This is a genomic window from Selenomonas sp. WCT3 (assembly GCA_900100835.1).
Lineage (GTDB): Bacteria > Bacillota > Negativicutes > Selenomonadales > Selenomonadaceae > Selenomonas_A > Selenomonas_A ruminantium_E.
Window position 1 is genome coordinate 135780 of the sequence record FNCM01000004.1, and the last position, 13015, is coordinate 148794.

The 13015-nt window shown below is 51.0% G+C and carries 12 protein-coding genes; all 12 read left to right on the forward strand.

Translation table 11 applies throughout. The features are described from left to right. The first annotated feature begins 11 nt into the window (after positions 1–11). The 12 genes from BLQ36_RS05115 (at position 12) to ftsH (ending at position 12933) form a co-directional block, all read left to right on the forward strand. Complete coding sequence (locus BLQ36_RS05115) at positions 12–716, forward strand: hypothetical protein (protein WP_318260913.1); 705 nt, start codon at positions 12–14, stop codon at positions 714–716. Positions 717–818: 102 nt separating this feature from the next. Then, positions 819–4139 carry a transcription-repair coupling factor gene (gene mfd / locus BLQ36_RS05120; RefSeq protein ID WP_074514357.1) on the forward strand — a complete coding sequence of 1107 codons (3321 nt, stop codon included), beginning with the start codon at positions 819–821 and terminating at the stop codon, positions 4137–4139. Between the two features lie 23 nt (positions 4140–4162). Then, the gene (locus BLQ36_RS05125) at positions 4163–4837 is read left to right on the forward strand and encodes an SAM-dependent methyltransferase (RefSeq protein ID WP_074514358.1); all 675 of its coding nucleotides are present in this window, start codon (positions 4163–4165) and stop codon (positions 4835–4837) included. A 161-nt stretch (positions 4838–4998) separates the two neighbouring features. After that, the gene (locus BLQ36_RS05130) at positions 4999–5274 is read left to right on the forward strand and encodes an HU family DNA-binding protein (protein ID WP_156033473.1); all 276 of its coding nucleotides are present in this window, start codon (positions 4999–5001) and stop codon (positions 5272–5274) included. Between the two features lie 99 nt (positions 5275–5373). Next, on the forward strand, positions 5374–6120 hold the full coding sequence (locus BLQ36_RS05135) for an SDR family oxidoreductase (RefSeq protein ID WP_081342234.1): 747 nt from the start codon (positions 5374–5376) through the stop codon (positions 6118–6120). Between the two features lie 31 nt (positions 6121–6151). After that, complete coding sequence (locus BLQ36_RS05140; protein WP_074514364.1) at positions 6152–7303, forward strand: MGDG synthase family glycosyltransferase; 1152 nt, start codon at positions 6152–6154, stop codon at positions 7301–7303. 97 nt (positions 7304–7400) lie between these two features. Further along, the gene (locus BLQ36_RS05145; protein ID WP_318260914.1) at positions 7401–7871 is read left to right on the forward strand and encodes a hypothetical protein; all 471 of its coding nucleotides are present in this window, start codon (positions 7401–7403) and stop codon (positions 7869–7871) included. A gap of 78 nt (positions 7872–7949) precedes the next feature. Beyond that, on the forward strand, positions 7950–8246 hold the full coding sequence (locus BLQ36_RS05150) for an FtsB family cell division protein (protein ID WP_074514365.1): 297 nt from the start codon (positions 7950–7952) through the stop codon (positions 8244–8246). An 83-nt stretch (positions 8247–8329) separates the two neighbouring features. Beyond that, complete coding sequence (locus BLQ36_RS05155) at positions 8330–8803, forward strand: S1 domain-containing RNA-binding protein (RefSeq protein WP_033169848.1); 474 nt, start codon at positions 8330–8332, stop codon at positions 8801–8803. Positions 8804–8890: 87 nt separating this feature from the next. Beyond that, a complete protein-coding gene (gene tilS, locus BLQ36_RS05160) occupies positions 8891–10291 on the forward strand; it encodes a tRNA lysidine(34) synthetase TilS (protein WP_074514367.1) in 1401 nt (466 codons plus the stop codon). After that, positions 10288–10833, forward strand: a complete 546-nt coding sequence (gene hpt, locus BLQ36_RS05165) for a hypoxanthine phosphoribosyltransferase (RefSeq protein WP_074514369.1) — start codon at positions 10288–10290, stop codon at positions 10831–10833. The genes tilS and hpt overlap by 4 nt, the downstream gene beginning before the upstream one ends. Before the next feature lie 63 nt (positions 10834–10896). After that, positions 10897–12933 carry an ATP-dependent zinc metalloprotease FtsH gene (gene ftsH, locus BLQ36_RS05170; protein ID WP_074514370.1) on the forward strand — a complete coding sequence of 679 codons (2037 nt, stop codon included), beginning with the start codon at positions 10897–10899 and terminating at the stop codon, positions 12931–12933. Positions 12934–13015: the final 82 nt, after the last annotated feature.

A 13015-nucleotide genomic window follows, 5' to 3' on the forward strand; every position in this document is an offset into this window, starting at 1 on the left:
GAGGATTTCAAATGAAGGCTGGCGAAGTATACTCCCAAATGATGATGGAAATGGGATTCTTCAGAAAGGAGGAGATGGTGATGCTTATCGATACGGCCTGTTCATTAGCGTTCTACTGCCAACGCTGCGGCCGGATACAGCTCCAGGATGTGCCGCTCTTCAGCGGGCAGAAGCACTTCGTGATGGAATGCGGCAACTGTGGGCATACGATGGGAGAAATAACCTGGAAACCGCGCAAGGGCTTGCTGCTTAAAACCGTTTGCGGAGCTTGCAAGGGAAAGAACCAGCAGCAGTTCACCTGGCGGCAATTGCGCCGCCTGCGCTTCGAAAAGCTTTATTGCGAGCATGACAATTTTGAATTGGGGTATATCGGGCAATGGCAGGATATTGCCGAATTCCTGGATTTTAACGACGCCGAATACGATTCTCTCCATCCCAATGATGGGGACAGGTTCCTGGAACGCCAGCAGACCCTATTGGAAGCGCTGAATCGGGTACATGATTTGGCAAGCAGTGGGGAGCTGGAATGCCCTTGCGGCAGTTCGGAGATTTCGGCGGCGGTACGTGGCGAAGAGATTATCCTGGAATGCCAGTCTTGTGGCAGTTATTGTATTCTTCCCGCACACAATGCCGAGAATTTGCAGAATCTGCGTCCGGGCATGGCTGCCGGCTTCGTATGGAAACCGCGGTCTTTTCTTGACGTTCGGGAGAAATAGGATTATTATAAATAGCATTGAATTGTTTTTACAGGGACTATCGGCTGCCTGAGCAGCCGGCAGTCCCATTTTGGCGTAATGAAAACAGACAGAGGTGTGAGGATGAATTCTTTATTGGCAGCTATGGGGCAGGATGCTGCAGTGCAGAAGCTGCAGGCCTGCTTTGGAGGCAAAGCCTGTGAGGTGCTGGCCTATGGATTGGGAAGTTCTCAGAAGCATGTGGCATTTGCCGCCTGTTACGAAAAAGCTCCCCAGCCATGGGTGATATTGGTGCATAACCGCGATATGGCAAATGCCTGGCGGGAAAATTTAACGGCCCTGCTGCCTGCGGCTGTTGTGGTGGAGCTGCCGGAATTGGATTTGGGAAATGTTCAGGCGGCGGCCAAAAGTCTGGAACGTTCGGCGCGGCGTATGGATGTGCTGGGACGGCTTATGCGGCATGAGCCGGTCATTGTGCTGGCGACGGTGGCTGCAGCGGTTCAAAAGGGAATGAGCCGCAATGAGTTTGAGCGGCTGAGCCTGCGGCTTCAGATTGGTCAGCAGTTTCCTCGGGAAGAATTGCTGAAGCATTTGGTTCAGTTGGGCTATGAGAATGCTGTGGATGTGGAACGGGTTGGTCAATTCAGTGCCCGGGGCGGTATTGTGGATGTTTATCCCATCAACAGCCCGTCTCCGGTGCGCATGGAATTCTTTGATGATGAAGTGGATTCCCTTCGGGAATTTGATTTGGAGACAAAGCGATCCATCCGCAACATCAGCAGTACAGCCATCCTTCCCTTGGCGCAGACGGATGACGCGGGCCGCCCAGAACTATTCCTTACCTATCTGGAGGGGCGAGGGGCAGTTCTCTTTGATGAGCCCATACGGATTCGTGAACAAATCAAGACAATGGTACGGGAAAACCCTGACATCAAAGCGGCGGTTTTCCGTTGGGAAGATATGCTATCTGCGGCTAAGGGCAACCATATATTTTATTCTGCCTTGATGTTGCAGCAGGTCCATGGGGCCGAGCCAGAGCAGACCATCAGCTTCACAGCTACCAATATGACGCCCTTCCAGCGTCAGCTGGATTTACTGGAGAATGAGGCAAACCGTTGGCTGGGGCAGAAGCAGCGGGTTCTGGTACTGTTAGGGGACCGAGAAAAAGCCAACTCCATGCGGGAGCTCTTGGCCCGCCATCGGGTACCATCAGCCGTAGTGGAAGAGGCGGCTGAGCTGCGTGAAGACTTAATCAATATCCAGCAGGGAACCCTGCTTTCGGGATTTGAAATGGCCTCGGCCCGTCTCGTGGTGGTGACGGAAAAGGATATTTTTGGACATCAGAAGCGTAAAACAATCCGGGCCGCCCATAAAGGGGATCGAATCGCCCATTTCCGGGAAATCAAGCCGGGGGATTATGTGGTTCATGTCAATCACGGCATCGGCAAATACCTTGGGGTAGAAACGCTGGAAGTGGGTGGCATTCATAAGGATTACCTGCATATCAAGTATGGTGGCGACGATAAGCTTTTCGTGCCCACGGATCAGGTGGGACTGCTGCAGAAATACATCGGTTCGGAGGGGGATGTTCCTCGTTTGCATCGCATGGGCGGAACCGAGTGGGTCAAGGCAAAGGCCCGGGCGAAGAAATCCGTGGAGGATATCGCTAAGCAACTCATTGAGATATATGCCAAGCGCCGGCAGGCAAAGGGCTTTGCCTTTTCTCCGGATGACGCAACTCAGCAGGACTTTGAAGATTCTTTCCCCTATCAGGAGACTGAGGACCAGCTCAAGGCCATTGCCGAGATTAAGGCGGATATGGAAAAAGAGAAGCCCATGGAGCGCCTGTTGTGTGGCGATGTAGGTTTTGGCAAGACGGAAGTAGCCATCCGGGCTGCCTACAAGGCTGCCATGGATGGAAAACAGGTGGCGGTGCTGGTGCCAACCACGGTGCTGGCGCAGCAGCATTATAAGACCTTTAGCTCCCGCTTTATGGATTTTGCCCCTGAGGTGGATGTAATCTGCCGCTTCCGGTCTGTCAAGGAGCAGAGGGAAACCATAGAGAAGGTTAAGGAGGGCAAAGTCGACATTCTGATTGGTACCCATGCCATTCTCAATCAAAACAAGGTCCAGTTTAAAAACCTTGGCTTGTTGATTGTAGATGAAGAGCAGCGCTTTGGCGTTAAGCAGAAGGATAAAATCCGCAGCTTGGCGGCGGGAATCGACGTGCTGACTCTTTCGGCTACCCCGATTCCGCGAACCTTGCACATGTCACTGGTGGGGGCGCGGGATATGAGCATCATCGAGACGCCGCCGGCGGAGCGTTTTCCGGTACAGACTTATGTGGTGGAAAACAACGACACCGTTCTGGCCAATGCCATCAAGCGTGAGCTTAAACGCGGCGGTCAGGTCTACTTTGTCTATAACCGCGTCGATACCATCGACCGCATGCGGGACCACATCCAGCAGTTGGTTCCCGATGCTAGGATTCAGACAGCCCATGGCCAGATGCCAGAGGACATGTTAGAGCAGGTCATGATGGACTTTTATGAAGGTGCTTACGACATCCTGCTGGCAACCAGTATTGTAGAAAATGGTTTGGACGTGGCCAATGCCAATACGATTATTGTCTACAATGCGGACCATTTCGGTTTGTCCCAGCTTTATCAGATGCGTGGACGGGTGGGCCGTTCCCATCACATGGCTTTTGCCTATTTTGTCTATCAGGCCGACAAGATTCTGACGGAAACCGCCGAGAAGCGGTTGCAGGCCATGAAGGAGTTTGCCGAATTGGGGGCAGGCTTCAAGATTGCCATGCGGGATTTGGAAATACGTGGCGCGGGAAATCTGTTGGGGTCACAGCAGCACGGGCATATTGCCAGCGTTGGTTTTGAGATGTATTGCAAACTCCTCGAAGAAGCTGTGGAGAAAATGAAAAGCGGCAAAAAGGAAGTAGAACCGCCAAAGCCAGACCCTCTTATCGATTTGCAGGTTGAGGCCTATCTTGACGGTGGGTATATCGATGATGGCATGCATAAGATTGAAATTTACCAGCGCATTGCCGCCATCCGTAAGAATGAGGAACTACACAATCTACTCGATGAATTGATTGACCGTTTCGGTGAGCCCACCAAGCCGGTTATGCATCTATTGGAGGTGGCCCGCATCAAAAATTATGCCCGGGATCTTTCGATTCGTTCGATTGCGGAATTGCCGAAAGCCTTGGATATTTATTTACTTCCCGGTTATAAAATACCGGTTAAGGGCATGATTGCCCTGGATAAATTATTTGGCCGGAGTATGCGGGCATTGCCGGATAAAAACGGCTTCCGTTTTGTCTTGAATGACAAATATAAGAAAAATATCACGAATTTCGTCACGCGGCTGCTTATGATTGCCGTAGGTGATGAGGCCGCTTTGGCAAGTGGCAGGGAAAAACAGTGAGCAGATAAGGCAGGAGAGAGAATATGGCAACAATCACAGTAGTAGGTTTGGGCCCGGGACGTGCTGGTCTCATTACCCGGGAGAGTTGGGAACTTATGGAAAAGGCAGAGCATTTGGTGTTGCGCACGCGAATCCATCCTACCGTTGAGGCTTTGGAGGCTGCAGGCCTGAGCTTTTCCACCTACGATGGATTCTACGATGAAGCAAAGGATTTTGAGACGCTGTACCGGAAAATCGCCGCAGACCTTTTGGAACGGGCGGCGGCAGAGGGGGACATCGTCTATGCTGTTCCCGGCAGCCCTTTGGTGGCTGAGCGCACGGTGGTGCTCTTGCGCGAGCTGGGGAAAGATTCGGCGGTAACGGTGGATATTCGGCCGGGCATGAGTTTTGTCGAAGTCATGTATACTCGGTTGGGGATTGACCCTATTGACGGACTTACGATTATCGATGCCGAAGATGTGGAAACACTGAAGGAAACACCGGCCCAGTCGCTGGTCATAACCCAGGTCTACAATCAGCAGATTGCCTCGGATACCAAGCTCATGCTGATGGATTTGTATCCCGATGAATACGAGGTCACCTATATCCACAATCTGGCTTTACCCGATGAATCCATTCGGCAGATTCCCCTTTATGAACTGGATCGGCAGAAGGATGTGGATCATCTTACCAGCCTGTTTATCCGTGCTAAGGCTTGAGAGGGGAAAATTGAATAGAAAAAACGCGTTTTTTCGCGTTTTTTCGTGAAAGCCCTTGATTTTTATTTACTTTTCTGTTACATTCACTATTAGCAGGCCGATGAATGCGCAGGGCATTTGCTGGAGCCTGGGAAAAGGTATTTTTTAAGGGGGCTGCAATTGTGAATAAAACTGAATTGGTAGCTGGTGTTGCCGAAAAAACCGGTATGACAAAAAAAGATGCGGAAAAGGCAGTAAATGCACTATTTGAGAGTATTCAGGAGGCACTGACTTCAGGCGACAAAGTCCAGATGATTGGTTTTGGCACCTTCGAAGTAAAAGAGCGTCCGGCTCGCAAGGGACGCAATCCGCGCACAGGCGAGGATATTGTGATTCCCGCATCGAAAAATCCTGGTTTTAAGGCTGGCAAAGCATTGAAAGATGCAGTCAATGGATAAGTGAAAAAATTTGATGGCAAGACACCGGGTTCCTTCGGGGACCCGGCTTTTTTTGTGATGATTGGTGAAGAAGGGAGCTGGATTTGAATGGAAGGCCAGATGGCAAAGAAGGTAGTGATGATTTCCGGGGGAACGTCGGGAATTGGTCTTTCCGCTGCCAAAGGATTTTTAAAGCGAGGGCTCTGCGTGGCTTTGCTCGGGCGGTCGAAAAGCCGTGGTGAAGAAGCGCTGCAGGAGCTTTCGGCAGGAGAAGATGCGGTGTTTATTCCCTGTGATGTCAGCTGCCATGGGGATTGCGATCAGGCGGTGGCAAAAGTGTTGAAGCGTTGGGGAAGGCTGGATGTATTGGTAAATTCGGCAGGGATTTACGTGGAAGGTGCTATTGAGGATATGACCGACGCCTGCCTAGAGGAAGTCCTTAACATCAACGTGAAAGGAACCTACTACCTTTGCCAGGCGGCGGTAGCAGCCTTAAAAGAGGCCCGGGGAAATATCGTCAATGTGGCCTCGGATGCTGGGGTTCATGGCAACTATTATTGTTCCGCCTATTGTGCCAGCAAGGGAGCCGTGGTCATGTTCACCCGAGCCCTGGCCCTGGAATTGGCAGGCTTTGGGGTAAGGGTCAATGCCATTGCTCCAGGGGATATTATGACGCCGCTTACCGAAAAGCAGCTGCAAGGGGCGCCAAATCGGGAAGAAGCCCTGCGGCAGATGGCGTCGGTTTATCCCTTAGGGCGCATCGGCACGCCGGAGGAAGCCGCGGCTTTGATTCTTTTTTTGGCATCGGCGGAGGCTTCATTTGTAACTGGAGCGATTTGGGGGGTTGATGGTGGCTTGACTGCTTGAAATGTGATACAATAGGCAAGTGTGTATTTTTATGCAGAGAGGAGGGAGAAGTACGAAAGCGTTCAAGATTTTATTGTTGACGGCATCTATTGGTTCGGGACATATCAAGGCAGCGGAGGCTATCGAAAGGGAGCTTCGGGGAATGTTGCCCCAGGCGGATATCACCACGGTTGACTTCATGTCACGCCAGACATCCTTGATTCATTGGCTCATGAAGAAAATCTATTTGATTATGCTGGATTTTGTGCCGAATCTTTATGATGTATTCTACAAGGTATCCGGAGGAGCTTCGGGAGGTTCATTGGCCCAGAGTGCCTTTGCTGTCGTCATGCAGCCGGTGGTGGAGCGGCTTATTCGGAGGGAAGTTCCGGATGTGGTGATTTGCACCCACCCATTCCCTGAGGGGGCGGCTTCGTTGTGGAAAAAACGTCACGATTCCAAGCTGCCCTTGGTGGTGGTTATGACGGACTACTCGCTGCATCAGATATGGTTGTATCCGCGGGTGGAGGCCTATTTTATGGCGACAGAAGCCATGCGCCAGGAAATGATTGGCAGAGCCTTTTCCAAGGCAAGTCTTCATGCTGCGGGAATTCCCGTTGATGCCTCGTTACAGGCGCTGCCGGGAAAAGCTGCTCTGCGGGATTCTTACGGGATACCACAAAATAAACCGGTAATCCTCTTGATGGGAGGAGGCCTTGGATTAGGCGGGATAAAGGAAACGCTGCTGGAGCTCGAAAAGATTCCGCAGTCCCTTACCTTGTTGGTAATTGCCGGACGCAATGAACGACTTTTAGAAGAGGTACGCAAGTGCGCTGCGCAGTATCATCATTTGGTGAAGGCCTGGGGGTTTACCGATAAGGCCCATGAGCTCATGAGAGCGGCTGATCTTTTGATTACTAAGCCAGGGGCACTTACCATCAGTGAAGCTTTCGTGCTGGGATTGCCGATGCTTCTGCATGACCCCATTCCTGGTCCAGAGACCGAAAATGCGGTTTATGCAACGAAGCATGGCGCAGCTGTTTGGCTGCATCCGGGAGAAAAATTAGCACCGGCTGTACAGGAACTTTTGGCAGGGGATTGTCTGAAGAGTATGTCAGCCAAGGCAAGATCGTGTGCTAGACCGGCTGCGGCCACCGAAATAGCACAGTGCATCGTAACGATGCTGACAGAAAAAATAAATTAAAGATGTAAGCAGGTTTTTGATGTTGTAACGAGGAATACTATATCAACAGTCTGCGGACAGCTGGAGGGGGATATACCAGCTGTAGAAGGAATTGGTGATGGAAATGGCCGTATATCAATTAACAAAGGACGACAACAATCAGTATATCTGTCCCAAATGCAAGGGGAAGCTGCGCTTTGTTGATGGCAAGGCCGTACAGATTGTCAATGGCAGGGCGGATATGAGTTCGGTTTTGCCCAAATACGAATGCGATCATTGCGGGATTTATTTTCAGGAACTTTTGGGATCTGGTTTCTATAATGAGTATGATCTTCCTCAGAAAAAGAAAGCAAAGAAGATGGTAAAAACCGGGGACCTTCACCCCATGGAGCTGAAGCGTGATCGCAATAATCAATGTGTATGTCCACGCTGTGGCGAGATGATGGATTTTGTGGAAGGGCAGGCTGTTCGCCTGGTGGATGGTGTTCCCGATATGGAAAATGTCAAGGATCATTTCCATTGCAAGCACTGTAATTCCACCTTTCGCCGGCTGGCTTCGACGAATTATTTCCAGTGGTCGGAAAAATAATTGGCGATTGGCTTGCATCTCATAAAGTTTGCCGTTATCATTAAGAGGATTGAGATTTTTGCAGAAGGAGGGATAATGATGAATAACAGAAGACGGCCAAGGAAATATCGTGTTAGTTGGTTTTTTCTTTTGCTGGTCATCATTGTAGGTTACTTTGTCTCCATTCTGATATCTCAACAGGTCTATCTCAGTCAGGTCAGCAGGGACCAAGCGGCAGCCGAAGCACGGCTGGCGGCCGCTCAGAAAGAAAATGAGGCCCTGCGGCAGGAAAAAGAGAAACTCAATGAATTAGGGTACATCGAAAAGATTGCCCGGGAAGAGTTGGGCATGACCCGCGCCGGAGAGCTTCCGTACACTACCGGAAGCCGGAAATGAGTGTTATCTGCCTTGACACTATTCTATGGTCAAGGTTATAATAATTCGTGTATTCTTTACTACATTAAGGAGGAAGAATTAATTTGTCCATTGAAGTTGGCAGTGTGGTCGAGGGTGTCGTAACCGGCATCACAAACTTTGGCGCATTCATAGAATTGCCGGAAGGCAAGAATGGTCTTGTCCACATTTCAGAAGTCGCAGATGTTTATGTAAAAGATGTCCATGACTTCCTCACAGAAAAAGATAAAGTAAAAGTCAAGGTATTGACGATTGATGAAAAGGGCAAGATTGCGCTTTCCATCAAACAGCTCCAGGAGAAGAAGCCGGAGGAACATGTAGTAAAACCACATGCTGCTGCTGCGAGTGATTCTTCCGCCCGTCCAATGCGTTCGCGGGCGCCACGTGATTTTCGCAAACCGAATCGGTTTAACAATTCCAATGCATCCTTTGAGGATAAGCTTTCCCGCTTTCTCAAGGATAGTGACGAGCGTCTGACGGACTTGCGCCGCAAGACGGACTCAAAACGCGGAGGACGTGGTTCCCGTCGTTCGGACTAATCGTACGACAGTACATTGGTGATTTCAAAGCACTCTGCATAAGGGTGCTTTTGTTCGTTTTGTTGCAGAAAGCTTGGTGATCGGGTTATGATGGAAAAGGTGGAAAAGTTCTGCCAGCAGCATGGCCTGTTGCCACAAGGTGCGGGAATCCTCGTGGCCTGTTCAGGCGGCGCGGATTCCTTGGCCTTGTTGATGCTTTTATGGCAGCTTCGCAAACGGTATCAGCTGCGGGTGGCGGCGGCTCATTATGAGCATGGCATCCGCGGAGGGGAATCCAAAGAGGATGCGGCCTTTGTGCAGTCTTTTTGCCAAAAGCTCGGTATTCCCTTTCGCTTGGGGAGTGGCGATGTGCCAGCCTATGCGGAAGCTTACGGGCTGTCGTTGGAGACGGCTGCCCGTAAGCTTCGGTATGCCTTCCTGGAAAATATCCGGCAGGAACTATCGCTGGATTTCTTAGCGGTGGCCCATCACGCTGATGACCAGGCAGAAACGGTGCTCATGCGTGTGTTTCGGGGCACTGGCCCCGCAGGGCTGTCTGCTATGCGTCCGAAAAGTGGCGTGGATGGACATATTTTGCGCCCGCTTTTGGGGGTGACAAAGCAGGAAATCCGTCAGTGGTGTGCCAAGATGCATTTGACGCCGCGGGAGGACAGCACCAATAAGCAGCTGGATTGCACACGGAATTTGTTGCGGCTGCGCACGATTCCCGCCTTGCAACGGGAATATAATCCAGAACTTTCGAAGGCCTTGTGCCAGCTGGCAGAAGTCGCCGCTGCTGAAAGTGATTATATCCGGGCTCAGGTAGATGACCTTTGGAAAAGCCCGCTGGTTGAGGAGCAGGATGGTGTTACGCTGGTGGTGGAGCACCTGGCCCAACTGCCTTTGGCTTTGCAGCGCGGCGTCGTCCGCAAGTTTTGGCATTGCCTTACGGGCAGTGGTTGTGATTTGGGGTTTGTGCAGGCTGAAGATGTGCGCCGGCTTTGTCTGGAAAACAGGACGGGAAGCCGTTTGGAACTGCCGGGGGGATGGCTGGTTCGCGTTGCCTACGGGCGGCTTTTGGGCCAGCCCCAAGCCTCCAATGCTCCGGCTGAAAAGCTGCCAGCGGTGCTGCTGCAAATTCCCGGCAGCACGGTCTGGGGACGTTATACCTGTGAGGCCAGTTGGTTAGCGACACTACCTGTCTCCACCGGGCCCTTTGAGTATTACTTCAGCCCAGAGGGACTGACAGAACCACTAGTCATCCGCCAGCGGGAAGCCGGTGATGTAATCCAACTGGCAGGAGGCCGCAAGAAGCTAAAGCGGCTGTTGATTGACGACAAGATTCCCCAGGAGGAGCGCGGCCGGCTGCCGCTAATTGCTGCCGGTCACGAAATATTATGGGTTGTGGGCCATCGGCGCAGTACCTTGTGTCCGGTGGATAAAGATACAACAACTAAGAAGAAATTCTTATATCTCAAGATTCAAAGAAGAGAGGAACATTTATCATGATGAACGACGATATCGAGAAGGTAGTATATTCGGAGGAGACGCTCCAGGCTAAGATTGCGGAGCTCGGCCGCCAGATTACAGAAGACTACAAGGATGTCGAAGAGGAGATTTTCTGCGTAGGCATTCTTAAGGGTGCCGTTATGTTCTATACGGACCTTGTTCGTCAGATTGATTTGCCGGTTCACTTTGACTTCATGATCGCTTCGAGCTATGGAAATGGAACGTCGACCAGCGGCACAGTTAAAATTTTAAAAGATCTTGACTATGATGTAGAAGGAAAACACCTCATCATTATTGAAGATATAATAGACTCGGGTACGACCATGAATTACCTCATGAAGTATTTCAAAGAGCGCAAACCGAAAAGTGTCAAGCTTTGTTCGCTGCTTTCGAAGCCGTCCCGCCGTGTGGTGGATGTCAATATTGACTACTGCGGCTTTGAAGTACCAGATGAATTTCTGGTTGGCTACGGCTTAGATTACGCGGAAGTATATCGCAACCTGCCGTACATCGGTGTTTTGAAGCCGGAGATTTACGCCTGAGTATGCCAAACAAATAAATCCGCAGGAGCCTTTTAAAAGCTCCCGGAAAGGGAGGGCAATGGATTGAATAAGTTTCTACGAAATGTAGGGTTCTACCTGTTGATTATCCTGGTCGCAATTTCCATCATCGACTATTTTTCAACAAAGAACACAGCCAAGCAGGAAATCGAGTACACGCAGTTCCTGCAACAGGTGGATAACGGTGAAGTATCAAAGGTCGTAATTATTCAGAATACGATCCGCGGAAAACTTTCCGATGGTACGGAATTCACGACCATCACACCGGATGCCCCGAACAACGACCCACAGCTCTATCAGAAGCTCAGCAGCAAGAATGTTGAGATTGCCGCTGAGAATCCGCCTGAGCCGCCATGGTGGTCCACCATGTTCTCGTCGGTTCTGCCGATTCTTCTGTTGGTGGGTGTATGGTTCTTTATCATGCAGCAGACCCAGGGGGGCGGCGGCCGTGTCATGTCTTTTGGCAAGAGCCGTGCCCGCATGAGTGGTGCGGACAAAATCAAGGTAAACTTTAAAGATGTTGCCGGTGCTGATGAGGCCAAACAGGAACTCGAGGAAGTCGTTGAATTCCTCAAACATCCGAAGAAGTATAATGACCTTGGGGCTCGCATTCCTAAAGGCGTCCTGCTCTTTGGCCCTCCGGGTACTGGTAAGACCTTGCTGGCACGTGCAGTAGCTGGTGAGGCTGGCGTTCCCTTCTTCTCGATTTCCGGTTCGGATTTCGTGGAGATGTTTGTCGGTGTCGGTGCTTCCCGTGTCCGCGATCTTTTCGATCAGGCCAAGAAAAATGCACCCTGCATTGTGTTCATCGATGAGATTGATGCCGTGGGCCGCCAGCGTGGTGCTGGTGTAGGCGGCGGTCACGATGAGCGCGAGCAGACCCTGAATCAGTTGCTGGTTGAGATGGATGGTTTTGCTGCTAACGAAGGCATCATCATCATTGCGGCAACGAACCGTCCGGATATTCTAGACCCGGCGCTCTTGCGTCCAGGCCGTTTCGACCGTCAGATTGTGGTCGACAAACCGGATGTACGAGGCCGCTTGGCTATTCTCAAGGTTCATACCAAAGGCAAACCAGTGGATGAGGATGCAGACCTGGATATTCTCGCCCGCCGTACGCCGGGCTTTACCGGTGCAGACCTCAGCAATTTGGTCAATGAAGCAGCCCTGCTGGCTGCTCGCCGGGACAAGAAAAAGATTTTCATGCAGGAACTTGAAGAGGCTATTGAACGCGTCATGGCAGGACCTGAGCGCAAGTCTCATATCATGAATGATGAAGAGAAACGCTTGACAGCTTATCATGAAGGTGGTCATACCCTCGTGGGCATGCTGCTCAAACATGCAGATCCCGTCCACAAGGTTACCATCATTCCGCGTGGTCGTGCCGGCGGTTATACGCTGATGCTTCCGAAGGAAGACCGCAACTATGCAACCAAGTCCGAACTGCTGGACCGCCTCAAGGTGGCTATGGGTGGCCGCGTAGCGGAAGAAATTGTGCTGAAGGAAATCAGTACGGGAGCTTCTCAGGATATCCAGCAGGCAACCCGTATGGTTCGCGGCATGGTCATGCAGTACGGCATGAGTGATGTCCTCGGTCCGGTGGCTTATGGCGAAAGCCAGAACCATCAGGTATTCCTGGGCAGAGATATCAATCATGAACGCAATTACTCAGAAGAGGTTGCCAGTGAGATTGATAAAGAAGTTCGCAAATATCTGGAAGAAGCCTATGAGGCTTGCCGGGTACTCATTACGGAAAACCGCGATAAGCTCGAACTTATTGCACAGGCGCTTATCGAGCGTGAGACTTTGACGGCTAAACAGCTGGAAGAATTGTTGACGACTGGCAAGCTTGCCGATGAAGACGAAAAAAAGGCAACGGATCCGTTGAACTTTGAGACGAAGAAGGATGATTGGTCTTTCTTCGACCCCGCTCCGGTTGAGGAAGGGGAGCAGCAGACGGAAGAGGATGCTGCAGATAAGGAAAACGAAGCCGATAAAGAGCCGGCGGCAGAGGAAAAGACGGACGCGGAGAAAGAAGATAAAGCGGAACCGAAATTCAATGTCACGCATTATGACCGCTAAGGCGGAAACGGGAAAGACCTTCTGTAACAGAAGGTCTTTTTTACTGGTTATTTTCGTTGTATAATGAACAGGTGTGAAATGG